The following is a 23,500-nucleotide window of genomic DNA, read 5'->3' on the forward strand; positions in this document are numbered from 1 at the left end:
ACAAGCGGAACAACAGTGACTATTTCGTGACGATGACGGAACACGACGAACATCGCCAACAAAGCCTTACGCAGGCAACCGAGGCACGCGGCCTGGAGGCGCTGATCTCGCGCGCGGCGCGGGCCGGCAAGGGCGCGGCCCCCGTCGAACGCTGGAATCCCGACTTTTGCGGCGATCTCGACATGGAGATCAAGGCCGACGGCACCTGGTTTTACCTGGGAACGCCGATCGGCCGCATGCCGCTGGTGCAGCTTTTCTCCTCGGTGCTGCGCAAGGACGCGGACGGCAGGACCTATCTGGTGACGCCGGTGGAGAAAGTCGGCATCCGGGTGGCCGACGCGCCGTTCATCGCCGTCGAACTGGATGTTTCGGGCAGCGGCGAGGAACAGATCATCACCTTCCGCACCAATGTCGGCGACGTGGTCGAGGCCGGACCGGAGCGGCCGCTGCGCTTCGTCGACGAGAACGAGACCGGCGGCCTGAAGCCCTATGTGCTGGTACGCGGCCGGCTGGAAGCGCTGGTGGCACGGCCTGTCATGTACGAACTGGTCGGGCATGGCGAGGAGATCGAGGTCGGCGGCGAGACCATGTTCGCGGTCCGCTCGAAGGGTGCCGTGTTTCCAATCATGCCGGCTGGCCAGCTGAAGCGGCTGAGCGCATGATGGACCAGGTGTCACCGGCGCCGTTTTCATCGGCGGATTTCCGCGCGCGCTTTGCAGCGCAGCCGCAAGCGCATGCCGGTGACGACTATGGCGACCATCGCTTCAATCCTGGCCATCCGCGCCTCAGCCAGGGCAAGGCGCTGCGCAATGCGGCGGTGCTGATCCCGGTGGTCGATCATGATGGTGAGGCCACGGTTCTCCTGACCAAACGGGCCGAAAAGCTGCGCAGCCATTCGGGACAGGTGGCCTTTCCCGGCGGCACCATCGACCCGACCGACGCAAGCCCGGAAGCGGCGGCGCTGCGCGAGACCTTCGAGGAGATCGGGCTTGGCCGGGACCGCATCGAGATCATCGGCCGCATGCCGGACTATGTCGCCGGCAGCGGCTACAGGATCGCGCCGGTGCTCGGCATCGTCCGGCCCGGTTTCCAGCTGACCTTGAACGCCGACGAGGTCGATGCCGCCTTCGAAGTGCCGTTGCACTTCCTGATGGACCCGTTGAACCACAAGCGCGACAGCCGCATGTGGAACGATCTCGAATGGTTCTTCTATGACATGCCCTATGGCGACCGGCGCATCTGGGGCGTCACCGCCGGCATCATCCGTACGCTCTATGAAAGGCTTTATGCGTGAGTGTTTCGATCGCGGGCAGGGCCGACTGGCTCACCGACAAGCATTTGCAGCGCCTGCTTGCCGCCCTGGCTGAAGGGGGCGAAGAGGCGCGCGTCGCGGGCGGCGCCGTGCGCAACACGCTGATGGGCCAACCGGTCGCCGACGTCGATATCGCCACCACCTGTTTGCCCGAGGAAACCATCCGCCGGGCTGGGGCGGAAGGTTTCAAGCCGGTGCCAACCGGCATCGAGCACGGTACGATCACCGTCGTCGCCGGCGGCAAGCCCTATGAAGTCACCACCTTGCGCGCCGATGTAGAGACCGACGGCCGCCGCGCCAAGGTGTCGTTCGGACGCGACTGGAAGCTGGACGCAGAGCGGCGCGACTTCACCATAAACGCGCTCTATGCCGATGCCGATGGCTCGGTCGTCGACCTGGTCGGCGGCATCGCCGACATCGAGGCGCGCCTTCTTCGCTTCATCGGTGATCCGGAGGCGCGCATCCGTGAGGATTATCTGCGCATCCTGCGTTTCTTCCGCTTTTTCGCCTGGTATGGCGAGGGCCGGCCGGACGCCGAAGGGCTGAAGGCCTGCGCCCGGCTGAAGGAGGGTTTGGTCCAGCTTTCGGCGGAGCGCGTCTGGTCCGAGCTGAAGAAGCTCTTGTCGGCACCTGACCCGTCGCGGGCGCTGCTGTGGATGCGGCAGGCAAGTGTGCTGACCACCGCGCTGCCGGAAAGCGAGAAATGGGGCATCGATGCCATCCATGGGCTGACCAAGGCCGAAAAGGATCTCGGCTGGGCGGCGGATCCGCTGCTGCGGCTGGAGGCGATCGTGCCGCCGGATGCCGCGCGCATGCAAACGCTTGCCGAGCGGCTCCGGTTTTCGACTGATGAAGCACACCGCCTGCGCCATTGGGCACTCACGACCGCCGTCGAGCCGAAGATCACCGAGGGCGAACTGGCCAAGCGGCTCTATCGCGGCGACCGGAAAGGGTTTGTCGATCGCCTGCGGCTGTCGCTTGCGGCGGCGCGGGTGCGCGCTGTCGAGAACAATGACGCGCTGCTGGAGGCCGGCGGCTTTTCGCGCCTGCTGGCCTTCGCGCTCAAATGGGAAAAGCCGGTGTTTCCGCTGAAAGGGGCCGATCTGACGGCGCTCGGCGCGACCCCAGGGCCGAAGCTGGGCGAAATCCTCAAGAACCTCGAGGCGGAATGGATCGACGCCGGATTTGCGCCGGACCGCGGCGCGCTGCTCGAACGCGCCGCGCAAGCCCTGAACGCCGGATAGGGTATTAGAGCATTTCACCGTTTCACGCAAACGGCGAACCGCTCTAACCCCTTGTTTTGACGCAATTCCCAAGGGCAAGCGCTACGCGCTTGTCCCGGGAAAACCGCTCACACTTTTCCTGGAATTGCCTCTAGCAGCGATTCCTCGGGGAATGCTTCAAGTCAGGCTGCGTCGCGGACTTTTTCGATGCGCGAGCGGATCGCCTCGATCATCGTTTCGCGGATAACAGTCTCGCCATGCGTCTCGCGCATATGCTCGACGGCACGGCGCATCACTTCGGCTTCCTCGTCGGCACGGGTGTGCCAGTCACAGCCGGGAACGAGCGACCCGCAGTGGAATTGCTTCATCGGATTTCTCCTTTTCCTCCGTGGAGCCGGTCAAGGCTCCGCCACTCTTTGGCCCACGGTCGATTACAAGTGAGGCCTTTGGACCGTGAGCGGAGCAAAGACGATAACACGTAAGCGGCGGTCTGGTTGCATCAAAGCTCCGTGCGCCTTGCGCTTACCTGACATTTACGGCCAGCGGACTTCCGGCGGCAGGCTGGACAGGATCGAGGCGACATTGCCGCCGGTTTTCAGGCCGAAGATGGTGCCGCGATCGTAAAGCAGGTTGAATTCGACGTAGCGGCCACGGCGGATGAGCTGTTCGTCGCGGTCGCCGTCGGTCCAGTTCTCGTTGAAGTTGGCGCGCACGAGGTGGCCGTAGACGACAAGAAAGGAGCGCCCGACATCCTGGACGAAGTTGAAGTCGGCATTCCAGCCGCCTTTCTCCTCGCCCGAATGCAGCCAGTCGAAGAAGATGCCGCCGGTGCCGCGCGGCTCGTTGCGGTGGGCTAAGAAGAAGTACTCGTCGCACCAGGTCTTGAATTTCGGATGGTCGGCGACGCCGGCGTTCTTCTCGCACGCGAACTGCATGGCGCGGTGGAAGGCGACAGTGTCGGGATCGTCCTGGGTGCGGCGACGGTCGAGCACCGGGGTCAGGTCGGCGCCGCCGCCGAACCATTGGCGCGAGGTCACCACCATGCGCGTGTTCATGTGCACGGCCGGCACGTTGGGATTCCAGGGGTGCGCGATCAGCGAAATGCCGGATGCCCAGAAGCGCGGGTCTTCCTCGGCGCCGGGCATCTGCTTCCTGAATTCAGGCGAGAACTCGCCATAAACGGTCGAGGTGTGGACGCCGACCTTCTCGAAGACGCGGCCATGCATCATCGACATGGTGCCGCCGCCGCCCTTGCCCTGGTCACGCTCCCAGGGCGTCTTCTCGAAACGGCCCGGGGACCATGAGGCCAGTGGACCCTGGAGATCCTGCTCGATCTGCTCGAAGGCGCCGCAGATGCGTTCGCGCAGCGCCTCGAACCACAAGCGGGCCTTCATCTTCTTCTCTTCGATGTCGGCGGGCAGGCCGGCAGGTATTTCGGGTCGTTCCAAGTGCCGTCTCCGATTGCGGGGCGGTGAGTCGACAAAAGACTCGTCTTTTCCGGGCGCGATCCCTAATCTCTTGAGGAACAGGGTCAAGTCCCGCCGCGGCGCCGCGCGTCTATTGGACGCGCAGGGAACGCTGCTGGACTTTGGTTTTGCGCGTGATCCTTCCCGAAACCCGGTTTCGGATCATGCGCTGCGGTGCAAGGAGTTTTTTCGTGCGCACCCCGGCAAGACCGCCGCTGGATGGCTTGAAGAAAAGGCTCGATCAAAGCCGGGCCGAGCGCGCACGCATGCCGCGCGACGGTTTCCTGCGCGAAACCTTCGTCCTGCCGCGCTCCGATGCGCGGCTCAAGGCCAAGGAATGGTTCGAGCGCTTTCCCAAGCAAGCCTACTGGACCGAGATCGAAAGCTGGTTCGAGCGCCCGGGCGACCTGATCGAGTTCACCATCAGGCGGTTGCCGGCGGCGGATTGATTGCTGTCACAACGAGAACAGGTCGCGCAATCCTGGAGAATCCAAGATCAGGTTCTCGCCAAGTAGCCGGCCGAATTTCTCGAACCCCATGTTCCGCGCCTCCTCGAAACTCACTGAGGTGTACAGGGTTGGCATGCCGCCGGAGTCGACCCGGTAGATCGTGATCAGCTGCGTCCCTTCCTCTGCTTGAATCAGATGTCCCAGCACTCACCTGCCTCCTTTGTCGCGCCGCATTCCACTCAGCGTGCCACCAGCCGTCTCGCGCCGGTGCCTTCCCTTGCCAGCCGGTCGCCCTTGTTCCTCAACGGGCATTTGTCGATAGACATGCAGCCGCAGCCGATACAGTCGGTCAGCCCGTCGCGCAGTTTCTTCAACTGAGCGATCTTGTGGTCGAGCCCATCGCGCCAGGCTGTTGAAAGCAGGCTCCAGTCGTCGCGCGTCGGCGTGCGGCCTTCCGGCAGTGATGCCAGTGCCTCGCCGATCTCGGCAAGCGAGATGCCGACCTCCTGGGCGATCCGGATGATCGCCACCCGCCGAAGCACATCGCGGCCGTAGCGCCGCTGGTTGCCCGACGTGCGATGGCTGCGGATCAGCCCGCGCGCTTCATAGAAATGCAGCGCCGATACCGCGACGCCGCTGCGCATGGCCACCTGGCCGACCGTCAATTCCGTTACTGGAGCCATTTCCGACTTTTCCGCTTGACCTCAAGTTAAGTTGAGCTTGTAGCGAAGAAATGCTGATCGGGCAAATGACAGGAGAAGGCGATGTGCGCCTGGGTGAGAATGACCGGAGAAACCACTGTCGTCGGCAACGGCAAGGGCGCTGTCGACGGGCCGCCGATCCTATCCGAGCTGCCGGATGGCTTCGCCCGCCACCATGGCGACGGACAACGCGACGTTTATGCTGCGCGCGGTGCCCTGCATGGGGATGGTCAGCCGCGCATCCGCCGCCTGATGGACAGGATCCGGCACGCCTGCGGATTCGCGGCCAAACAAGAGGATGTCGCCGTCGGCGAAGGTAAAGCCGGTATAGGCGGCCGTGGCTTTAGTCGACAGCAGCACCAGCCGGTGCGCGCCGGCCTTGCGCCAATCCTCGAAGGCCTGCCAGTCGACATGGCGGGTCAGGGCCGCCATTTCGAGATAGTCCATGCCGGCGCGCTTGAGCGCCTTGTCGGAGAGCGGAAAGCCGGCCGGCTCGATGATGTCGACGCCGAGCCCGAGGCAAGCGGCGAAGCGCAGGATTGTCCCGGTATTGCCGGCAATGTCAGGCTGGTAGAGCGCGATGCGGAGACGATTGTTCATTTCCGCGTCCTTCTAATAAGTGGCAGATCGGCCACAGGGGCCTCTCGGTTTTGGAAATTCCTGGACCTGCGGGTGGCCATATTTTGCGAAGTCGGGTATACGGCCAGCATTGTCAACCCGAACCGATGGAGGGGTAATTCATGATGACCATGCACATCCAGCGCCCCTCTCGTGGGCTTGTACGCCTGCCGGCGGTTTCGGTACGACGATTCTCCTGACTCTCTAAGACTTGATCGCACCGATTCCCGCCGAAACACCTTTTCGGCTCTCGAAGGAATCCTGCGATGTTTTTCAAAAAGTCAAAAGGGCTGAACGCCCAATCTGAACATGTCCAGACCGATGCCTGGCGTCGTGTCCGGACCGACGCAACCCACGCCTCCGGCCGAATGCCGGCGGAGGATGTTGCTTCGCCTTTTTATCTCTATTTTCACACGGAGGACGGACCGATGTTCGATCCCTACAGAATACCGGGCTCCAGGAGCCTGCATATCCACCGGCTGCCGACCTGGGCGCTGCTGATAGGCGACACCTACTCGTCGGCGGTCCATGCCGAAGTCCGCCGCCGCCCGCATCGCGGCATGCTGCCGGATGTCGATTTCTCGCGCGCGGTTCCCGATCCGAGCCGGCCGTCGCTGGTGCGCCGGATCATCCGGCTGATCCGACCGGGCGCGAAAATCCGGCTTGTCGATACCGCGCCGTCAGGATCGGCAAACGAGCCTGTCGGCGAAAAGCCCGCGAACCCCTATATAGCGCGAAGCAGGGCCGACGGTCCGGGTGATTCCGGACCGTCGGCCCTCGGCGCCATGCGGGCCGGGGACTTCGTACGTCGCCAAGCCGCGTGAGCGGAAAACAGATTTTACAGGCATGACTTATGTTGTTGTTTAGCTGGTTTGAAAGAAGGCTCGATCCGTTCCCCGCAGCGGAACCGGTCGAGCCGCCCAAGACCCTGGTTGCCTTCTGCCTGCATTATACGCGCGGGGCATGGCCCTATATCCTCATCGATGCGGTGCTGGTGACGGCGATCGCCATCGCGGAAGTGTGGATGTTCGGCTTCCTTGGCCGCATCGTCGACTGGCTGTCGGGGCAGAATCGCGAAACCTTCCTGCAGACGGAGGGCTGGAAGCTCGCCGGCATGGCCTTCATCGTGCTGTTCGCGCTGCCGGGCACGGTGTGGCTGCATTCGCTGCTCAACCAGCAGACGCTGATGGGCAACTATCCCATGCGCATCCGCTGGCAGGTGCACCGCTACCTGCTCAAGCAGTCGATGAGCTTTTACCAGGACGAGTTCGCCGGCCGCATCGCCACCAAGCTGATGCAGACGGCGCTCGCCGTGCGCGAATGCGTCATCAAGGTGATCGACGTCCTGAACTACGTCATCGTCTACTTCCTCGGCATGCTGTTCATCGTCGGTTCGGCGGACTGGCGGCTGGCCGCGCCGCTGGGCGTCTGGCTGGTCGGCTACATACTGCTGCTGCGCTTCTTCATTCCCCGGCTGGGCAAGGTCGGCGAGGAGCAGGCCAATGCGCGCTCGATCATGACCGGCCGCGTTGTCGACAGCTACTCCAACATCCAGACGGTCAAGCTGTTTTCCCATGCGCGCCGTGAGGCCACTTTCGCCAGGGAAGGCATGATGGGCTTCCTCGACACGGTCTACCGGTCGATGCGGCTGGTGACGGTGCTTTTCGGCACACTCTACATACTGAACGCGCTGCTCCTGTTCTCGGTCACCGTCATCTCGTTGTGGCTGTGGATGGGGCAAGTGGTGACGATCGGCGCGGTCGCCGTGGTCATCGGCCTGGTGCTCAGGATGTGGGGCATGTCGCAATGGATCATGTGGGAAATGTCGGGCCTGTTCGAGAACATAGGCACGGTGCATGACGGCATCGCCTCGATCTCGCTGCCGCGCCTTGTCGAGGACAGGCCGGATGCGAAGGAGATCGCCGTTTCCAAGGGTGAGATCCGTTTCGAGGATATCCGCTTCCACTACGGCAAGCAGAAAGGCGTCATCGAAAACCTGTCGCTGGCGGTGAAGTCCGGCGAGAAGGTCGGCATTGTCGGCCGCTCGGGCGCCGGCAAGTCGACGCTGGTCAATCTCTTGCTGCGCTTCTACGACCTGGAGGGCGGCCGGATCCTGATCGACGGCCAGGAGATCGCCGGCGTGAAACAGGATTCGCTGCGGGCCCAGATCGGCATGGTCACGCAGGACACCTCGCTTTTGCATCGTTCGGTGCGCGAGAACATCCTCTATGGCCGCCCCGACGCCACCGACGAGATGCTCGTCGAGGCGGCGCGGCGGGCAGAGGCTCTGGACTTCATCGGCGGACTTTCGGACCACAACGGCCGCAAGGGGTTTGACGCCTATGTCGGCGACCGTGGTGTCAAATTGTCCGGCGGCCAGCGGCAACGCATCGCCATCGCTCGCGTTATGTTGAAGGATGCACCGATACTTATCCTTGACGAGGCGACGTCGGCGCTGGATTCCGAGGCCGAAGCGGCCATCCAGGAGAATCTCTACAAGCTCATGCAGGGCAAGACCGTCATCGCGATCGCGCACCGGCTGTCGACCATCGCGGCGATGGACAGGCTTGTGGTGATGGATCAGGGTCGTGTCATCGAGGAAGGTTCGCACGACGAACTGGTCGCCAAAGGCGGGCTTTACGCGCAGCTCTGGCAACGCCAGTCGGGCGGGTTCCTGCTCGAGGATATACCGGCCGAAGTCGCCAACGACGCAATTGCAAAGGGCCGAGCTGCCGAATGATGACAGCCGTCTATCGCTGGTTCGAGAACTGGGTCTATCCGTTCAGGGAGCCGGCGAATCTTCGGCCACCGGCGAGCGTCGGCGGTTTCCTCTGGCATTATGTCGGCCAGGCGAAATTCGCCTTCTTCGCCATGCTGGTCATCGGCGGCATCGCGCCGCTGGTCGAAGCCGGCCTGTTCTACTTCGTCGGGCGGCTGGTCGATATTCTCGACCAGCTTCCCGGCGAGCGCAGCTGGCATGCGCTGTGGACCGCCGCCGGCCCGGAGCTTGTCTTCATGGTCGTGGTGGTGCTGGTCATCCGCACCATCGTCGTCGGCCTGTCGGCGCTGGTCGACGAGCAGACCATCACGCCCGGTTTCTACAATCTGGTGCGCTGGCAGGCGCATCGCCACGTCTCGCGCCAGTCCTACGCATTCTTCCAGAACGATTTCGCCGGCCGCATCGCCACCAAGGTCTGGCAGGCGGGCCAGGCCACCGGCGACCTGATGGAGAGCTTCATCGAGGTCGTCTGGTTCATGCTCGTCTATACGGTCACGACGCTGGCGCTGGTCGCGGGGCTCGATCTCAGGCTGGCGGCGCTGGTGGTGATCTGGATCGTGGCCTTTGGCTGGCTGGCCAGGCTCTATTTGCCGGCGATCCGCAAGCACGCCGAGGCGACCGCCGAGGCGGGCTCGATGATCAATGGCCGCATCGTCGATTCCTATTCCAACGTGCAGACGCTGAAGCTGTTCGCGGCCGATGGCGACGACCGCTACATCAGGAACGGCTTCGACATCTATCTCGACGCGCTGCGTCCTTTCACCCGCAGGCTGACCGGCGTGCGCATGGCGCTGACGACCTTGTCGGGCATCATGATCACGGCGATCGGCTGTTTTGCCGTCTATCTCTGGGTCGAGGGCTCGATCACAGTCGGCGCGGTCGCCTTCACGCTGTCGCTGGTGCTCAGGCTCAACATGCTGCTCGGGCGGCTGATGATGCAGCTCAACAGCATTCTGCGGAATCTCGGCGTGCTGGAGAATTCCAAGGCGCTGATCTCGCAGCCGCTCGGGCTCACCGACGCACCCGATGCGAAGGAGCTCGTCGTCGCCGGCGGGCGCATCGACGTGAAGAATGTCGAGTTCCACTACGGCAAGGGGTTCGGGGTGCTGAACGGCATCGACCTTGTCGTGCGGCCGGGCGAGAAGGTCGGGCTGGTCGGGCCGTCGGGTGCGGGCAAGACGACGCTCGCCAATCTGATCCTGCGGCTCTACGACCTGGAAAGCGGCTCCATAACCATCGATGGCCAGAATGTTTCCCAGGTGACGCAGAACTCGTTGCGCGCCAATATCGGCGTCGTCAGCCAGGACACCGCCCTGTTCCACCGCTCGCTGCGCGACAACATCAAGCTCGGCATGCCCGACGCGACCGATGCCGAGGTGATCGCGGCGGCCAGGAAGGCCGAGGCGCATGATTTCATCCTGGGTCTGCGGGACAACCGGGACCGTGCCGGCTACGAGGCCTTTGTCGGTGAGCGCGGCGTGAAACTGTCGGGCGGCCAGCGCCAGCGGGTGGCGATCGCGCGTGTCTTCCTCAAGGACGCGCCGATCCTGATCCTCGACGAGGCGACCTCGGCGCTCGATTCCGACATTGAGGCGGCGATCCAGGAGAACCTCACCCGGCTGATGGAGAACAAGACGGTCATCGCCATCGCCCACCGGCTGTCGACGATCGCCGCGCTCGACCGCCTGGTGGTGCTGGATGGCGGCCGGATCGTCGAACAAGGCACGCATGACGAACTGGTGGCGCTCGACGGGCTCTATGCGCGGCTGTGGAAGCGGCAGTCCGGCGGCTTCCTCTATCACGAGGAAAGCGTGCTCGAAGAGACGCGGCCGGCGGAGTAGGCGCATGGGTGGAACGCTCAGGGCCAGCCCAGGGATCGGTTATGAGATCAAGCGGCTGCAGCCGACCACGCCGGCCTTCGACAAGCTGAAGGACGAGAGCCGGCTGGAAGGCTATTGGATGCTGGTGCGGCTGGCGGATGGCTGGACACGGGGGAATAGCTCTGGCGGCCGCAACAAGTTCCTGAAGCGAGGCGAGGCGCTGTTCGGGGCATGGCATGGCGCCGAACTCGCCGGTGTGTGCGGGCTGAACATTGATCCTTATGTCGAGGGCAGGGAGCATGGCCGGGTCCGGCACCTGTTCGTCGGCGCGCCCCACCGTCGCGCCGGCCTTGGCCGCATGCTGGTCGAGACCGTCATCGATCGGGCACGCCGCTATTTCACCGTGTTGAACACCCGCGCGCCGCCGGAAGCCTTCATTTTCTATGAACGGCTTGGCTTTCAGCGCGTGGAAGGCGAAGAATTCGTCACCCACCGCATGGTGTTCGGAAAGGGGAACTGAAATGTCCTTGCGTCCGCCATCTCATCTTGCCGGCACCTCGGCCGCTGAAGCGGCCTTCGACGCGCTTGGCCATGAGGTCCTGGCCGAGAAGGCGGCCGCGCTCGGCCGTGCCGGACGGCGCGTGGAAGAAACCCTGGCCAGACTGCGCGACAATGGCGACGAACAGTTGCGCCCCCTTCTGCTCAAGGAGGCGGCCGCCGCGGTGCATGGCTATTTCATCCAGCGAGAACTGTGCGGCCTGCGAAAGCACGACGCCGTGATCCGCGAATACGACATCCCCAAAGCCGTCCTGGTCAGGCTCGGCGCCATGTAGGGATCACTCCAGCCATTTCGTGATGAAGCTGCCGTTCTCGTGGATGTCGGTGGTCTCCAGCGGCCCCGGACCGAGATTGGTGAATTTGTGCGGCGTGTGAGGTGGCACGATGACAATCTGGCCGGCGGAGGCCTCGATTTCCTTATCGCCGATGGTGAACAGGCCGGTGCCCTGGCGGATGATGAAAATCTCCGCATAGGGATGGGAGTGCAGCCGCGGGCCGCCGCCGACATCGGGCAGGTAGTTGAAGATCAGGCAGGAGTTGGAGCCGTAGGCACCGCATTGCAGCTCGCCCTTCCAGCGGTCGGAACGAACGGCCCATTCCTCGCGGTCGATGACGTGCGCCATGCCAGGGAAGATAGATCACACCGGTGTCCTGTGTCGAGGTAAACAAGGACGCCGGATTTTGCTGATATTTCCCGGTTGTTTAGCCTCCTTTCGCGGCCGTTGCCCGCCTTGCCGCGCAATAGGGGATTTTGTCCCCGCGACAATCTGCCCTTGTGCCTTGACCCGTCTGGACAAAAACGGGCTTCACGCATAAACCGAAGTCCAAATGCCGGAGGAATTCGCTAGCCTGTTCGCCATGCGCTGTCGGGTTGGCGTGATTGAGCGGGGAACAAGGCTCGGCCACCGGCGCGGAAGAGGCGAAAGGATCAGGCACCCGTGAGCGCAACCGACATCCACGATCCCAATCGTCGAGATTTTCTTTACGTCGCCACCGGCATGGCGGCCGTGGTCGGAGCCGGTGCCGTCGCCTGGCCGTTCATCGACCAGATGCGCCCCGATGCCTCGACGCTGGCGCTCGCCTCGGTTGAAGTCGACGTCGCCTCGCTGACGCCGGGCATGTCCTTGATCGTCAAGTGGCGCGGCAAGCCGGTGGTGGTGCGCAACCGCACCGAAAAGGAAATGAAGGACGGCGAGGCCGTCAACCTTTCCGATCTCAAGGATCCGATCGCCCGCAACGCCAATCTGCCCGCGGACGCGCCGGCGACCGACGCCAACCGCACCACGCCCGGCAAGGAAGCCTGGATGGTGATGGTTCAGGTCTGCACGCATCTGGGTTGCATCCCGCTCGGCCAGGAAGGCGATTTCGGCGGCTGGTTCTGCCCATGCCATGGTTCGCAATACGATACCGCCGGCCGCATCCGGAGAGGCCCGGCGCCAGAGAACATGGCTGTGCCGGTATTCAAGTTCATTTCCGATACCAAGATCCTTATCGGTTGAGGCAGGGGATATTTCGATGAGCGAGGGACACTCGACCTATACGCCCAAAACCGGTCTCGGACGCTGGTTCGACGCCCGCATGCCGCTGCCGCGGCTGGTTTATGACAGCTTTGTCGCCTATCCGGTGCCGCGCAACCTCAACTATGCGTGGACCTTCGGCGGCATCCTGTCGATCATGCTGGTGGCTCAGATCCTGACCGGCATCGTGCTGGCCATGCACTACTCGAACGACACCACGCTCGCCTTCGATTCGGTCGAGAAGATCATGCGCGACGTGAATTCCGGCTGGCTGTTGCGCTACATGCATGCCAACGGCGCCTCGTTCTTCTTCGTCGCCGTCTATATCCACATTTTCCGAGGCCTCTATTACGGCTCCTACAAGACACCGCGCGAACTGCTGTGGATCCTGGGCTGCATCATCTACCTCCTGATGATGGCGACCGGCTTCATGGGCTACGTGCTGCCATGGGGGCAGATGAGCTTCTGGGGCGCCACCGTCATCACCGGCTTCTTCAGCGCCATACCGCTGGTCGGCGAGTGGATCCAGCAATTGCTGCTTGGTGGCTTCGCCGTCGACAATCCGACGCTCGGCCGCTTCTTCGCGCTGCACTATCTGCTGCCGTTCATGATCGCAGGCGTTGTCGTGCTGCACGTCTGGGCGCTGCATGTCGTGGGCCAGTCGAACCCGACCGGCATCGAGGTCAAGTCGAAGACCGACACCGTCGCCTTCACGCCTTACGCGACTATCAAGGACGCGTTCGGCATGATCGTGTTCCTGTTCTTCTTCGCCTATTTCGTCTTCTACCTGCCGAACTATCTCGGCCATCCGGACAACTACACGGTCGCCAACCCGCTGAAGACCCCAGCCCACATCGTCCCTGAATGGTACTTCCTGCCGTTCTACGCGATCCTGCGCGCCATCACCTTCAACATCGGGCCGATCAACTCCAAGCTCGGCGGCGTGCTGTGCATGTTCGGCGCCATCGCCATGCTGTTCCTGGTGCCGTGGCTCGACACTTCCAAGGTGCGCTCGGCCGTCTACCGGCCCTGGTACAAGCTGTTCTTCTGGCTGTTCGTGGCCGATGCCATCCTGCTTGGCTGGCTGGGCTCGCAGCCGGCGGAAGGCAGCTATGTGTTCATGGCGCAGATGGCAACGCTGTTCTACTTCGCCTTCTTCCTGATCATCATGCCGGTTCTCGGCCTGATCGAGACGCCGCGCAGGCTGCCGAACTCGATTACCGAGGCGGTGCTGGAGAAGAACAAGGGTGGCAGCGGGCATCCGGCGGGCGCCACGGCCGCACCACAGACCAAGGGCTGAGCGGTAGAGAATCTAAGGGGATTTGGCATGAAAAAGATTCTCACCTCGCTTGCGCTGGTCGGCCTTGTGGCCGCCGGCACTGTGGCTGCAGGTACTTGGGCGTTCGCGGCCGAGGAGGCGCACAATGCGGCGGCTCCGACGCATTTCCCGATCAACGAGCCTAAGGAAATGGACTGGAGCTTCACCGGTCCGTTCGGCACCTATGACAAGGCGCAGCTGCAGCGCGGCCTGAAGGTCTACAAGGAAGTCTGCTCGGCCTGCCATTCGATGAACCTGGTGGCGTTCCGCACGCTGTCGGACCTCGGCTACAACGACGCGCAGATCAAGACGCTGGCGGCCGAATACACCATCCATGACGGCCCCAACGATGCCGGCGACATGTTCGACCGTCCCGGCAAGCCGTCGGACCATTTCCCGGCGCCGTTCGCCAATGAGCAAGCCGCTGCCGCCTCCAATGGCGGCGCTGCCCCGCCAGACATGTCGCTGCTGGCCAAGGCGCGCGGCGTCGAGCGCGGCTTTCCGCAGTTCGTCTTCGACATCTTCACACAGTATGACGCCGGCGGTCCCGACTACATCCATTCGCTGCTGACCGGCTACGACCAGACGCCGCCGGCCGGCATGGTCATCCCGGAAGGCACGCACTACAACCCGTACTTCATGTCGGGCGTGTCGCTGAAGATGCCCAAGCCGCTCTCCGACGGCCAGGTGACCTATGATGACGGCTCGCCGCAGACCGTCGACCAGTATTCCCGCGACGTGGCGGCCTTCCTGACATGGGCAGCCGAGCCGCATATGGAGGCCCGCAAGAAGATGGGCTTCCGTGTGCTGGTGTTCCTGCTTCTGTTCGGCGCGCTCGTCTACATGACCAAGCGCAAGGTGTGGGAAGGCGTGGCGCACTAAGCAGCGCCGGCACCTGAAAATGCAAGGGCGCCGAAAGGCGCCCTTTTCTTTTCGGCCGCTTACCGGCAAAACTGTAAGGCAACGGAACAATTGCCCATGAAATCCTCCCTAGAAGAGACGCTGCTCTCGGCCATCCGCACCATTCCGGATTACCCCAAGCCAGGCATCCTGTTTCGCGACATCACCACGCTGCTCGGCAATGCGCGCGCTTTTCGCCGCGCCATCGACGAGCTGGTGCATCCCTATGCCGGGCAGAAGATCGACAAGATCGCCGGCATCGAGGCCCGCGGCTTCATCCTGGGGGGCGCCGTCGCCCATCAGCTCTCGGCCGGCTTCGTGCCGATCCGCAAGAAGGGCAAGCTGCCCTATGAGACGGTGCGCGTCGCCTACAGCCTGGAATACGGGCTGGACGAGATGGAGATGCACAAGGACGGCGTTTCACCGGGCGAAAAGGTGATCCTGGTCGACGATCTGATCGCCACCGGAGGCACGGCGGAAGCGGCGGTCAGGCTTCTGCGCCAGATCGGCGCCGATATACTGGCGGCATGCTTCGTCATCGACCTGCCGGATCTGGGCGGGCGCGCCAAGCTCGAGGCGCTGGGTGTTCCGGTAAGGACGCTGATCGGGTTCGAGGGACATTAAGGGAGCGGTTCTTCCTTCTCCCCTTGTGGGAGAAGGTGGCCTCGCGAAGCGAGGTCGGATGAGGGGTGTTCCAGAGAACATCAACGTCTCACTCCGCTGGAACACCCCTCATCCGTCTCGGCGCTAACGCGCCGATCCACCTTCTCCCACAGGGGGAGAAGGAAGAAGCGTTGCCACTACTCCACCTTCACCAGCACGGCGCTCTCGAACTCCAGCACCTTGTCGCCGGTCGAATCGAAAGCCTCCGAACGCAGCGACAAAAGCCGCCAGCCTGGACGCGACGAGACCGGACGGTGGGACAGCGCGGTGCGGGTGAAGGTGACGGTCTCGCCGGCGAAGACCGGTTTCAGCCATTTCAGATTCTTGAAGCCGGGCGAAGGGCCGAATTCGGGCGCCGGGCCCGGACCGGTCCACTCGGCGCCCATCCGGCTTTCGAGGTTGAGCTTCATCCAGGTGGCGGCGGTGTGCCAGCCGGAGGCGCAAAGCCCGCCGAGCAGGCTTTTCCTGGCCGCCTCCTCGTCGATGTGGAAGATCTGAGGGTCGTATTTGCGGGCAAACGTCTTGATCGCCTCGGCTTCGAACTTGTGTGAGCCGAGCGTGACGGTGGTGCCGATGCGGAAGAATTCGTCCAGGGTCATGCCATATTCCCCGCCGCGTCACGCGTCAGGAACATGACGGAGTTCTCAAGCTCGAAGACGCTTTCGCCACGCTGGTTGACCAGCTCGCTGCGCAAGGTGATGAAACCGAGATGCGGCTTCGACTTCGACAGGCGCTTGGCAAGCACGACCATGGTGCCGACCAGCCTGTCGCCGGCCAGGACCGGCTTCTTCCACCTGACCTGGTCGACGCCGGGCGCACCCTGGCAGGTGGAGTCCAAAAGGAATGTGTCGCACCACATGCGCATGAACATGGCGCAGGTGTGCCAGCCGGAGGCCGAGAGGCCGCCCAGGATGCTGGCCTTGCCGGCTTCCTCGTCGAGATGCATGGGCTGGGCATCGAATTCGCTGGCGAATTCGATGATCTCGGCGGCGGTTACCTGTTTGGTGCCGAGGTCGAACGAGGCACCCTCGACGAAATCCTCATAGGCCCATGTCTTTCCGGTCATGGTCTGCAATCCCTGCGGAACGCGCGACCCGCATGGATCGGCAAACCCGGATGCAGGCCACGGGCAATTTGGTCAAGTCCTTTCTGGTAAGCCAGCGCCGGGGAAAGGCTGCCGGCGGCAGCGGTCAGAGCCAGCCGCGGCGGCGGAAATACCAGAAGGGCAGGATCGCCGACAGGATCATCAGGCCGATGGCGAAGGGATAGCCAAGCTGCCATTTCAGTTCGGGAATGATATCGAAATTCATGCCGTAGATCGAGGCGACCAGCGTCGGCGGCAGGAAGATGACGGCTGCGACCGAGAAGATCTTGATGATGGCGTTCTGCTCGATCGAGATCATGCCGAGCGTGGCGTCGAGCAGGAAGGAGATCTTCTGCGACAGGAAGGTGGCGTGGTCGGCGAGCGACAGCACGTCGCGCGACAAGGTCTTGATGCGGGCGCGCACGTCCTTGCTCATCTTGGTCTGGGTGGCGACATGGGCGAGGAAGCCGGCAAGGCGCTGCAGCGAGATCAGGCTGTCGCGCACGGAAGAGGCGATATCCTCCTTGCGGCCGATGGCTTTGAGCAATTCCTGAAAGTCGCGGTTGCGCTTCGACACCTTGGTCGAGCGTGCCTGGAATATGTCGCGCGAAACCCCCTCGATGTCGCGGCCGGCGCGCTCGAGGATGTCGGCGAGACGGTCGACGATCGCCTCCAGCAGGCCAATCAGGATGGTGTCGCCGCTGGTGCAGCCGGTTGCCACCTTCTCGGCGCGCTGCGGGAAGGTCTTGAACGCCTTGGGTTCATGATAGCGAATGGTGATCAGCCTGTTGCCGGCGAGCGCGAAGGTGACCGGCGACATCAGGGGATCGTCGACCTCGGTCTGCGCGGGCAAGGTGGCGGTCATGAAGTAGGCGCCGTCCTCGATGTAGAGGCGGCTGGAAATCTCGATCTCCTCCATCTCCTCGCGGCTCGGGATGGCGACGCCGAGCCAGCTTTCGATGGTGGCCTCTTCCTCCTTGGTCGGATTGACCAGATCGGCCCAGACGACCCTGTCACCATCCGCCAGCAGGTCGTCGACGACGCGCAGGCGGTCATTGTCCACGACAAATGCCTTGATCATCGCCAGATCTCCCCTGCGAAGGTGCGTTCGGATTGCGCGTCGTGTCGGATTGCACGGCTCTTCGTCGTGTGCGCGACCGTGTGCCAGCCGCTTAGACCCGTGACATGACAAAATCAAGACAAGCCCCACCAGGGACAGGCTGGTATCGGCCGCTCAGAAAAACTCGTCGAGGAGCCGATACCAGGAGAGCTTCGCCGGCTCCGTTTGCGGCGGTCCGTAGCGTTCGAGAAAAGGCTCTATCCAGGTCTCGCCGATGTTATAGCGGATGCTCGAGCAGGCGAGCGCCAGATCCTGGTGGCGATCGGCGACGCCCAGCCGGCCGCAATCGATGAAACCGCTGAAACGGCCCCGGGCAGCCATGACATTCGGCAGGCAGGCATCGCCATGGGTGACGACGAGATCCTCGGTTGTTGGCCTCAACGCCTCAAGCTCGGCGAAGGCTTTTGCGGCGGTCCAGCCCTGCCTCTCATCGTCGAAATCGCTTTCGTCGACCTCGCCGACCTCCATGCGGGATCGCGCGGCCGCGATCCGCCTGAAGAGGCGATGGTCGAAGGGACAGGAGCCGATATCCACCGCGTGCAGATCGCGAAGCGCGCTGGCCATGATCTCGATGACATCAGCCGGATCGATCGGCGCCGACGCCAAATCCTCGCCGGCGACGGCCGACATCAGCAGCCAGTCGTGACCGGCATGGCTTTCCAGGGCGATCACATCGGGGCAAGCGATGCCCTGCGCGGCAAGCCAGCGCAACCGCGCGGCTTCATCGGCGAGTTCGGCAAAGGGACCGTTCCGCTCGCATTTCAGGAACAAGGCCGGCTTGCCGCCGGCTATCAGTCGGAACACGCCGGCCTGTGATCTGCCGATGGTTTGCCGGTGCCAGCGATAGCCGGAGAGCCTGTTCTTCAGTTCCTGCGGCAGTTCATTTTCGGGGGCGAAGTTCATCGACAAGGATCGGGAGGCCGGGGATTGGGGAGGCCGGGCCTGTGGTGCCCGGCCTCCCGGTCTCTCTATCGGGCGTTCGGCAGGATCTGGTGGAGCACGATGGCCCAGACGGCGCCGAAGGCGATGGATGAACCCAGAATGTACTGCACGATATCCGGAAGCGTCTTGACGAAATCCGGTGGCGCCAGCGTGGCAAACAGTGCCATCAGGATCGGCAGGCCGATGACCAGCATGTTCCTCTCGGTCAGCGGCGTGCCGCGCACCACGCGAAAACCGTTCATGGCGATGACGACGCAGAGAACGCCGAAGACGCCGCCGATGACCGGCCCCGGGATCGAGGCGATGACCGCCGAGAGCTTGCCGATCAGCCCGAACAGCACCAGGAAGATGCCGGCAGCGGCAAAGGCGGCGCGGCTGGCGATGCCGGTGATGGCGATGATGCCGGCATTGGACGAGTAACCGGTGACCGGCGTGCTGCACAGCAGGGCGCTGATCAGGCAGCCGAGGCCTTCGCCGGTGGCGCCCCTGTCGAGCTGGTCATCCGACAGCGGCTTGTCGATGACGGCGCCGACCGCGAACCAGGTGCCGGTGGTCTCGGCAAGGACGACGATGTAGACGATCAGCATCGTCAGCGTCGCCGACAGCGAGAAGGTCACGTCGAGGTTGAGGAATGCAATGCGCGGCATGGAAAACCAGGTCGCGGCGGAAACGCCCGTCATGTCCAGCTGGCCCGTGAAGGCGGCTGCGACGCTGCCGGCCACAAGCGCGATGATGACGGAAAGCAGGCGCAGCCACGCGCCCTTCGCGCCGAGTGCCATGCCGGTCAGCATGCAGCCGACAAGCACCGCCGCGGCGATGAAGGCGAGGATGATGTTGCCGCCGACGGTGGCGGGGCCGTGGACGGCGAAGACGCTTTCCTTGAGTGCCACCGGCATCAAGGCGACGCCGACCACGATGATGATGGCGCCGCCGACGATGGGCGGCACGAAACGGTTGACGAGGCTATGGAAGATCCTTGTCGGCGATCCGAGCAGCATGACCAGTATGGCGCCGGGAATGAGCGCGCCGATCACCGCCGACAGCCCGCCAATGCCGCCGCCGGCGCCGAAAGCGATCGCCAGCACCGCCCCGATCGGGACGAAGGAGGGTCCTTGCACCACAGGCAGCCGCATCAGGAGTTGCGACTGGATCAGCGTCGCGATGCCCGCCGCCACGAAGGCCGACTGGATGAAGGCGCCGGCATCGCCGACGCTGAAGGCGAGCACCGATGCGATGATGAACGGCACGATGTAGACGTCCATCGCCAGCACATGCTGGAGGCCGAGCAGGGCGGCCTTGCCCAGGGGCAACGGATCGTCCGGCTGGGCGATCAAAGTGATTTCTGGCGCAACGCGTTCCATGATGTCCCCTCTGGAAATCTCTACACGATCATGTGATCAGTCGCCGGCAAAGGACAGCGGCACAAAGGTTTGCCAACTGCTTTTTAGTGGGCCACGCAGTGACGGTCTCACGCGCCAGCGCAACCGGAGCGACAGATGACAAGAGAACCTTTCACGCTGCTCGGCACTGCCTTACACACGCCGGAGCGCGGCAGGCTGGAGGTGCTGGAAGATCATCTCTTCAGCATCGATGCGCAGGGGCGGATCGCCGAGATCCTGGCGCCCGGCCATCCGGACCATGCGGCGCGGGAAAGCGATGCCCGCCTGTCCGGTACGCTGGTGCGGCTTGCTGCCGGCCAGTTCCTGCTGCCCGGCCTGGTCGACCTGCACATCCATGCGCCGCAATGGCCGCAGATGGGCAAGGCGCTGGACGTGCCGCTCGAAGTCTGGCTGCAGAAATATACATTTCCGCTCGAGGCCCGCTACGCTGACGTCGACTATGCCCGCGAGGTCTATGCCGATCTGGTGGACAATCTCCTGGCCAACGGCACCACCACCGCGCTCTATTTCGCCACCATCCATGTCGAGGCGAGCCTGGCGCTTGCCGGGATTTGCATGGAAAAGGGCCAGCGCGCCCTGGTTGGCAAGGTGGCGATGGACGATGCCCGGCAGTGCCCGCCCTTCTACCGCGACGCCGATGCGGCGAGTGCCGTTTCGGACACCAGGCGTTTCATCGTGGCGGTCCAGTCACTGGATCCTGGCGAGAGGCCGCTGGTCCAGCCGGTGATCACGCCGCGCTTCATCCCGAGCTGCACGGATGCGGCCTTGCAGGGGCTGGGTGAACTCGCGATCGAATTCGGCTGCCATGTGCAGACGCATTGTTCGGAGAGTGACTGGGCAAAGCAATTCGTGGAGGAGCGCTTCGGTCAGACCGATGCGGCCAGCCTGGACGGTTTCGGCCTGCTCACCCGGCACACCATCCTGGCGCATTCGAATTTCATCGACGGGCAGGACATGGACCTTATCAAGGAGAAGGGTGCCGGCGTCGCCCATTGCCCGCTCTCCAATGTCTACTTCGCCAATGCGGCGTTTCCGCTGCGCGCGGCGCTCGACCGGCAGATGCATGTCGGGTTGGGAACGGATATTTCGGGAGGCTACAGCCCGTCCCTGTTGGACGGCTGCCGGCATGCTCTGTCGGCGTCGAGGACGCTGCAAAGCGGTGTGCATGCCGGCCTGCCGCCGGAGCAGCGCGGCGCGCCCGGCGAGCCGATCACGCATCAGGAGGCGTTCTGGCTGGCAACCGCGGGCGGTGCCGAAGCGCTCGACCTGCCGACAGGCAGTTTTCGCGTCGGGCACGAATTCGACGCGCTGTTGATCGATACCGGGGCGCGCGCCTCGAACATCCACATCAACGCCGCCGACGACACGCTTGACGATGTTTTCCAGAAGATCGTGCTCAACGCGACGCGGGCGAATATCGCCTCGGTCTGGGTGAGCGGCCGGATGGTGGCGGGGCAATAGAAGCGTGGCGTCGCTCGAATCGACCTGGACTAGGCGCGCGCTGCTGTCTCCGCTGCGGCCGCTCTTTTCGGCTTGAGCAACATGTCCTTGGCGGCAATCAGCGCGCCAACGGTGATCAGCGCGCAAGCGAGCGCCACGGACCAGTGGAAGACGCCGAAGCCCGCCAGCAGCAGCACGATCACCGAGAACAGGGGGGCGGCATACGAGATCGCGCCCAGGATCATGATGTCTCCGTGCTTGCAGCCATAGTCCCATGCGTAAAAGCCGGCGCCGAGAGGGATCACGCCCAGAACGGCGATGGCGCTCCATTGCGTCGGTGTTTGCGGCCAGACCGTGGTCTCAAGCGTGAGATGCAGCGTGAGGGCGACCGCCGCGGTGATGAGGCAGTAAACCGCGACCACATCGGTCGGGACCTGGCCAAAGCGGCGCGACAGGACGGAATAACCGGACCAGACGAAGGCACAGAACAGCGCGATGACGTGGCCCGGCTTCACACCGTCGGCAAGCCCGACGCTGCCGCCCTTCGTGATGACGACGATGGCGCCTGCCAGGCCGAGGACCACACCGGCAATGTGGTGAGGTTTAAGCCGTTCTCCCGGCAGGAAGGCAGCGAAGACAACGATCAGCAACGGCCAGAGATAGGCGATCAGGCTCACTTCGACGGGCGGGGCCGACTGGATCGCGAAAAAGTAGGCGCAATGGTAGATGCACAGCCCTGCCGTGCCGATTGCCCAGACCTGCCATGGCTGCCGCAGCGACTTGATCGCCGAGGGCCGAACGATCCAGCTGGCCGCTCCGATGGAGCCGCCGAGCAGAAATGTCATGGCGGCGAGTTGAAAGGGCGGAATCGGTCCGGCCGCGGTCGAAAGCAGCGCGAGGAAGGACCAGGTCAGAATGGCCGAGAAACCGACCAGGGTTGGGATCGTCCTGTTCATGTTCGCCCTTCCGCTTCATTGATTGGATAGCGGAAAGGACCGGCTGATGGCAGCCGCGTACGGACTCACCCTGTCGGGAATGCGACGCGGCTGTTCAGGTGTTGAACTTGAACAGCATGATGTCGCCGTCCTGGACGACATATTCCTTGCCTTCGTCGCGTGCCTTGCCGGCTTCCTTGGCCGCCACTTCGCCGCCCAGCGTGACGAAGTCGTTGTAGGCGATGGTCTGGGCGCGGATGAAGCCGCGTTCGAAGTCGGTGTGGATGACGCCGGCGGCCTGCGGGGCCTTGTCGCCCTTGTGGATGGTCCAGGCGCGCGTCTCCTTCGGCCCGACGGTGAAATAGGTGATGAGATGCAAAAGCTCATAGCCGGCGCGGATCACCTTGTTGAGGCCCGGCTCGTCGAGGCCGAGGGAGGACAGGAATTCCATCTCTTCCTCATCGGAGAGCTGCGCGACTTCGGCCTCGATCGCGGCCGAGATCACCACCGTGCCGGCACCCTGCGCGGCGGCCATCTTCTCCACGGCCCTGGTGTGCTCGTTGCCGGTGGCGGCATCGGCCTCGGCGACGTTGCAGACATAGAGCACGGGGTGCGACGTCAGGAGGTTCAAGCCCTGCAGGATGCGCAAGTCTTCGGCCGAGATGCCTTTGAGCAGCACGCGGGTCGGTTTGCCCGCCTGCAGCAGTTCGAGCGCGGCCTCCATCATCGGCAGCACGGTCACCGCTTCCTTGTCCTTGCTGCCGGCGCGCTTGCGGATCTGGACGATGCGGCGCTCCAGGCTGTCGAGGTCGGCGAGCATCAGCTCGGTCTCGACCGTCTCGGCGTCGGCGACAGGGTCGATGCGGCCCTCGACATGGGTGATGTCGTCATCCTCGAAGCAGCGCAGGACGTGCACGATGGCGTCGACCTCGCGGATGTTGGCGAGGAACTGGTTGCCCAGCCCTTCGCCCTTGGAGGCGCCGCGCACCAGGCCGGCAATGTCGACGAAGGAGATGCGGGTCGGAATGATCTCCTTCGACTTGCCGATGGCCGCGATCTTCTGCAGGCGCGGATCGGGCACCGCCACCTCGCCGGTGTTCGGTTCGATGGTGCAGAACGGATAGTTGGCGGCCTGCGCCGCCGCCGTCCTGGTCAACGCGTTGAAGAGCGTCGACTTGCCGACGTTGGGCAAGCCAACGATGCCGCATTTGAAACCCATTGTGTCCGGTCCTATCGGGAAAACGAAATTTGATGA

The 23,500-nt window shown here is 63.7% G+C and carries 27 protein-coding genes; 14 read left to right on the forward strand and 13 right to left on the reverse strand.

Annotation, left to right across the window (positions count from 1 at the left end; all coding sequences use genetic code 11):
• Window positions 1-32 precede the first annotated feature (32 nt).
• Genes AC07UC_RS12125 through AC07UC_RS12135 form a run of 3 tightly spaced genes read left to right on the forward strand, consistent with a single transcriptional unit; the run spans window position 33 to window position 2,556 of the window.
• Complete coding sequence (locus tag AC07UC_RS12125) at window positions 33-662, forward strand: DUF1285 domain-containing protein (protein ID WP_056578021.1); 630 nt, start codon at window positions 33-35, stop codon at window positions 660-662.
• Window positions 662-1,294, forward strand: a complete 633-nt coding sequence (locus AC07UC_RS12130) for a CoA pyrophosphatase (RefSeq protein ID WP_140771467.1) — start codon at window positions 662-664, stop codon at window positions 1,292-1,294. The genes AC07UC_RS12125 and AC07UC_RS12130 overlap by 1 nt, the downstream gene beginning before the upstream one ends.
• Window positions 1,291-2,556 (forward strand): CCA tRNA nucleotidyltransferase, encoded by a 1,266-nt coding sequence (locus AC07UC_RS12135; RefSeq protein WP_494905887.1) that lies wholly within the window; start codon window positions 1,291-1,293, stop codon window positions 2,554-2,556. The genes AC07UC_RS12130 and AC07UC_RS12135 overlap by 4 nt, the downstream gene beginning before the upstream one ends.
• 161 nt (window positions 2,557-2,717) lie before the next feature.
• Here the strand turns inward: AC07UC_RS12135 and AC07UC_RS12140 are convergent, their stop codons facing one another.
• Together AC07UC_RS12140 and hemF are read right to left on the reverse strand one after the other, a co-directional pair.
• The gene (locus AC07UC_RS12140) at window positions 2,718-2,903 is read right to left on the reverse strand and encodes a DUF1059 domain-containing protein (RefSeq protein WP_056578017.1); all 186 of its coding nucleotides are present in this window, start codon (window positions 2,901-2,903) and stop codon (window positions 2,718-2,720) included.
• A 165-nt stretch (window positions 2,904-3,068) separates the two neighbouring features.
• On the reverse strand, window positions 3,069-3,983 hold the full coding sequence (gene hemF / locus AC07UC_RS12145) for an oxygen-dependent coproporphyrinogen oxidase (protein ID WP_202326114.1): 915 nt from the start codon (window positions 3,981-3,983) through the stop codon (window positions 3,069-3,071).
• 209 nt (window positions 3,984-4,192) lie between these two features.
• Between hemF and AC07UC_RS12150 the strand changes: the two genes are divergently transcribed.
• Window positions 4,193-4,450, forward strand: a complete 258-nt coding sequence (locus AC07UC_RS12150; protein WP_023770299.1) for a hypothetical protein — start codon at window positions 4,193-4,195, stop codon at window positions 4,448-4,450.
• A 6-nt stretch (window positions 4,451-4,456) separates the two neighbouring features.
• Here AC07UC_RS12150 and AC07UC_RS12155 read toward each other — a convergent pair whose 3' ends face one another.
• The 3 genes from AC07UC_RS12155 to AC07UC_RS12165 all read right to left on the reverse strand — a co-directional run bounded on the left by AC07UC_RS12155 (window position 4,457) and on the right by AC07UC_RS12165 (window position 5,751).
• Complete coding sequence (locus AC07UC_RS12155) at window positions 4,457-4,657, reverse strand: hypothetical protein (protein WP_494905890.1); 201 nt, start codon at window positions 4,655-4,657, stop codon at window positions 4,457-4,459.
• A gap of 32 nt (window positions 4,658-4,689) precedes the next feature.
• Window positions 4,690-5,133: a redox-sensitive transcriptional activator SoxR gene (gene soxR / locus AC07UC_RS12160; RefSeq protein WP_140771459.1), complete on the reverse strand. Its 444-nt coding sequence runs from the start codon at window positions 5,131-5,133 to the stop codon at window positions 4,690-4,692.
• A 159-nt stretch (window positions 5,134-5,292) separates the two neighbouring features.
• Window positions 5,293-5,751, reverse strand: a complete 459-nt coding sequence (locus AC07UC_RS12165) for a tRNA (cytidine(34)-2'-O)-methyltransferase (protein WP_494905892.1) — start codon at window positions 5,749-5,751, stop codon at window positions 5,293-5,295.
• Between the two features lie 446 nt (window positions 5,752-6,197).
• On the opposite strand from AC07UC_RS12165, the gene AC07UC_RS12170 reads away from it, so the two are divergent.
• Genes AC07UC_RS12170 through AC07UC_RS12190 form a run of 5 tightly spaced genes read left to right on the forward strand, consistent with a single transcriptional unit; the run spans window position 6,198 to window position 11,201 of the window.
• Entirely contained in the window at window positions 6,198-6,593 is a 396-nt protein-coding gene (locus AC07UC_RS12170; protein WP_140772747.1) for a hypothetical protein, read from the forward strand.
• A 29-nt stretch (window positions 6,594-6,622) separates the two neighbouring features.
• The gene (locus tag AC07UC_RS12175) at window positions 6,623-8,509 is read left to right on the forward strand and encodes an ABC transporter ATP-binding protein (protein ID WP_494905894.1); all 1,887 of its coding nucleotides are present in this window, start codon (window positions 6,623-6,625) and stop codon (window positions 8,507-8,509) included.
• Window positions 8,506-10,389: an ABC transporter ATP-binding protein gene (locus AC07UC_RS12180; protein WP_140771453.1), complete on the forward strand. Its 1,884-nt coding sequence runs from the start codon at window positions 8,506-8,508 to the stop codon at window positions 10,387-10,389. The genes AC07UC_RS12175 and AC07UC_RS12180 overlap by 4 nt, the downstream gene beginning before the upstream one ends.
• Window positions 10,390-10,393: 4 nt before the next feature.
• Window positions 10,394-10,888, forward strand: coding sequence for a GNAT family N-acetyltransferase (locus tag AC07UC_RS12185; protein ID WP_494905896.1), 495 nt, complete (start codon window positions 10,394-10,396; stop codon window positions 10,886-10,888).
• A gap of 1 nt (window position 10,889) precedes the next feature.
• Window positions 10,890-11,201 (forward strand): DUF6665 family protein, encoded by a 312-nt coding sequence (locus AC07UC_RS12190; protein ID WP_494905897.1) that lies wholly within the window; start codon window positions 10,890-10,892, stop codon window positions 11,199-11,201.
• 3 nt (window positions 11,202-11,204) lie between these two features.
• Here the strand turns inward: AC07UC_RS12190 and AC07UC_RS12195 are convergent, their stop codons facing one another.
• Window positions 11,205-11,549, reverse strand: coding sequence for a cupin domain-containing protein (locus AC07UC_RS12195; protein WP_140771447.1), 345 nt, complete (start codon window positions 11,547-11,549; stop codon window positions 11,205-11,207).
• A 315-nt stretch (window positions 11,550-11,864) separates the two neighbouring features.
• Here AC07UC_RS12195 and petA point away from each other — a divergent pair, with 315 nt between their 5' ends.
• From petA to AC07UC_RS12215, 4 genes are all read left to right on the forward strand, one after another.
• The gene (petA, locus tag AC07UC_RS12200) at window positions 11,865-12,425 is read left to right on the forward strand and encodes a ubiquinol-cytochrome c reductase iron-sulfur subunit (RefSeq protein ID WP_140771445.1); all 561 of its coding nucleotides are present in this window, start codon (window positions 11,865-11,867) and stop codon (window positions 12,423-12,425) included.
• A gap of 16 nt (window positions 12,426-12,441) precedes the next feature.
• Window positions 12,442-13,743 (forward strand): cytochrome b, encoded by a 1,302-nt coding sequence (locus AC07UC_RS12205; protein ID WP_140771444.1) that lies wholly within the window; start codon window positions 12,442-12,444, stop codon window positions 13,741-13,743.
• Between the two features lie 27 nt (window positions 13,744-13,770).
• The gene (locus tag AC07UC_RS12210; protein ID WP_140771442.1) at window positions 13,771-14,643 is read left to right on the forward strand and encodes a cytochrome c1; all 873 of its coding nucleotides are present in this window, start codon (window positions 13,771-13,773) and stop codon (window positions 14,641-14,643) included.
• A gap of 96 nt (window positions 14,644-14,739) precedes the next feature.
• The gene (locus AC07UC_RS12215) at window positions 14,740-15,285 is read left to right on the forward strand and encodes an adenine phosphoribosyltransferase (RefSeq protein WP_140771441.1); all 546 of its coding nucleotides are present in this window, start codon (window positions 14,740-14,742) and stop codon (window positions 15,283-15,285) included.
• 176 nt (window positions 15,286-15,461) lie between these two features.
• Here the strand turns inward: AC07UC_RS12215 and AC07UC_RS12220 are convergent, their stop codons facing one another.
• The 5 genes from AC07UC_RS12220 to AC07UC_RS12240 all read right to left on the reverse strand — a co-directional run bounded on the left by AC07UC_RS12220 (window position 15,462) and on the right by AC07UC_RS12240 (window position 19,831).
• A complete protein-coding gene (locus AC07UC_RS12220; protein ID WP_494905899.1) occupies window positions 15,462-15,923 on the reverse strand; it encodes a MaoC family dehydratase in 462 nt (153 codons plus the stop codon).
• On the reverse strand, window positions 15,920-16,390 hold the full coding sequence (locus tag AC07UC_RS12225; RefSeq protein WP_140771438.1) for a MaoC family dehydratase: 471 nt from the start codon (window positions 16,388-16,390) through the stop codon (window positions 15,920-15,922). Before AC07UC_RS12225 ends, AC07UC_RS12220 begins: the two co-directional genes overlap by 4 nt.
• A gap of 124 nt (window positions 16,391-16,514) precedes the next feature.
• Window positions 16,515-17,489, reverse strand: a complete 975-nt coding sequence (corA, locus tag AC07UC_RS12230) for a magnesium/cobalt transporter CorA (protein ID WP_202326121.1) — start codon at window positions 17,487-17,489, stop codon at window positions 16,515-16,517.
• 153 nt (window positions 17,490-17,642) lie between these two features.
• Complete coding sequence (locus AC07UC_RS12235) at window positions 17,643-18,431, reverse strand: APH(3')-II family aminoglycoside O-phosphotransferase (protein WP_494905900.1); 789 nt, start codon at window positions 18,429-18,431, stop codon at window positions 17,643-17,645.
• A gap of 65 nt (window positions 18,432-18,496) precedes the next feature.
• The gene (locus AC07UC_RS12240) at window positions 18,497-19,831 is read right to left on the reverse strand and encodes a uracil-xanthine permease family protein (RefSeq protein WP_494905901.1); all 1,335 of its coding nucleotides are present in this window, start codon (window positions 19,829-19,831) and stop codon (window positions 18,497-18,499) included.
• Between the two features lie 135 nt (window positions 19,832-19,966).
• Between AC07UC_RS12240 and guaD the strand changes: the two genes are divergently transcribed.
• On the forward strand, window positions 19,967-21,331 hold the full coding sequence (gene guaD, locus AC07UC_RS12245) for a guanine deaminase (RefSeq protein ID WP_494905903.1): 1,365 nt from the start codon (window positions 19,967-19,969) through the stop codon (window positions 21,329-21,331).
• Window positions 21,332-21,360: 29 nt separating this feature from the next.
• Here guaD and yddG read toward each other — a convergent pair whose 3' ends face one another.
• The gene (gene yddG, locus AC07UC_RS12250; protein WP_494905905.1) at window positions 21,361-22,266 is read right to left on the reverse strand and encodes an aromatic amino acid exporter YddG; all 906 of its coding nucleotides are present in this window, start codon (window positions 22,264-22,266) and stop codon (window positions 21,361-21,363) included.
• 94 nt (window positions 22,267-22,360) lie between these two features.
• Window positions 22,361-23,464 carry a redox-regulated ATPase YchF gene (ychF, locus tag AC07UC_RS12255; protein WP_172348948.1) on the reverse strand — a complete coding sequence of 368 codons (1,104 nt, stop codon included), beginning with the start codon at window positions 23,462-23,464 and terminating at the stop codon, window positions 22,361-22,363.
• Window positions 23,465-23,500: the final 36 nt, after the last annotated feature.

Source organism: Mesorhizobium sp. GW821-FHT04C10, from assembly GCF_059420305.1.

Coding starts and splice junctions, on each gene's coding strand:
- AC07UC_RS12125 (WP_056578021.1), top strand. CDS start 33: ATGACGGAACACGACGAACATCGCCAACAAAGCCTTACGCAGGCAACC.
- AC07UC_RS12130 (WP_140771467.1), top strand. CDS start 662: ATGGACCAGGTGTCACCGGCGCCGTTTTCATCGGCGGATTTCCGCGCG.
- AC07UC_RS12140 (WP_056578017.1), bottom strand. CDS start 2,903: ATGAAGCAATTCCACTGCGGGTCGCTCGTTCCCGGCTGTGACTGGCAC.
- soxR (WP_140771459.1), bottom strand. CDS start 5,133: ATGGCTCCAGTAACGGAATTGACGGTCGGCCAGGTGGCCATGCGCAGC.
- AC07UC_RS12165 (WP_494905892.1), bottom strand. CDS start 5,751: ATGAACAATCGTCTCCGCATCGCGCTCTACCAGCCTGACATTGCCGGC.
- AC07UC_RS12170 (WP_140772747.1), top strand. CDS start 6,198: ATGTTCGATCCCTACAGAATACCGGGCTCCAGGAGCCTGCATATCCAC.
- AC07UC_RS12175 (WP_494905894.1), top strand. CDS start 6,623: ATGTTGTTGTTTAGCTGGTTTGAAAGAAGGCTCGATCCGTTCCCCGCA.
- AC07UC_RS12180 (WP_140771453.1), top strand. CDS start 8,506: ATGATGACAGCCGTCTATCGCTGGTTCGAGAACTGGGTCTATCCGTTC.
- AC07UC_RS12185 (WP_494905896.1), top strand. CDS start 10,394: ATGGGTGGAACGCTCAGGGCCAGCCCAGGGATCGGTTATGAGATCAAG.
- AC07UC_RS12190 (WP_494905897.1), top strand. CDS start 10,890: ATGTCCTTGCGTCCGCCATCTCATCTTGCCGGCACCTCGGCCGCTGAA.
- AC07UC_RS12195 (WP_140771447.1), bottom strand. CDS start 11,549: ATGGCGCACGTCATCGACCGCGAGGAATGGGCCGTTCGTTCCGACCGC.
- AC07UC_RS12205 (WP_140771444.1), top strand. CDS start 12,442: ATGAGCGAGGGACACTCGACCTATACGCCCAAAACCGGTCTCGGACGC.
- AC07UC_RS12210 (WP_140771442.1), top strand. CDS start 13,771: ATGAAAAAGATTCTCACCTCGCTTGCGCTGGTCGGCCTTGTGGCCGCC.
- AC07UC_RS12215 (WP_140771441.1), top strand. CDS start 14,740: ATGAAATCCTCCCTAGAAGAGACGCTGCTCTCGGCCATCCGCACCATT.
- AC07UC_RS12220 (WP_494905899.1), bottom strand. CDS start 15,923: ATGACCCTGGACGAATTCTTCCGCATCGGCACCACCGTCACGCTCGGC.
- AC07UC_RS12225 (WP_140771438.1), bottom strand. CDS start 16,390: ATGACCGGAAAGACATGGGCCTATGAGGATTTCGTCGAGGGTGCCTCG.
- corA (WP_202326121.1), bottom strand. CDS start 17,489: ATGATCAAGGCATTTGTCGTGGACAATGACCGCCTGCGCGTCGTCGAC.
- AC07UC_RS12235 (WP_494905900.1), bottom strand. CDS start 18,431: ATGAACTTCGCCCCCGAAAATGAACTGCCGCAGGAACTGAAGAACAGG.
- AC07UC_RS12240 (WP_494905901.1), bottom strand. CDS start 19,831: ATGGAACGCGTTGCGCCAGAAATCACTTTGATCGCCCAGCCGGACGAT.
- guaD (WP_494905903.1), top strand. CDS start 19,967: ATGACAAGAGAACCTTTCACGCTGCTCGGCACTGCCTTACACACGCCG.
- yddG (WP_494905905.1), bottom strand. CDS start 22,266: ATGAACAGGACGATCCCAACCCTGGTCGGTTTCTCGGCCATTCTGACC.
- ychF (WP_172348948.1), bottom strand. CDS start 23,464: ATGGGTTTCAAATGCGGCATCGTTGGCTTGCCCAACGTCGGCAAGTCG.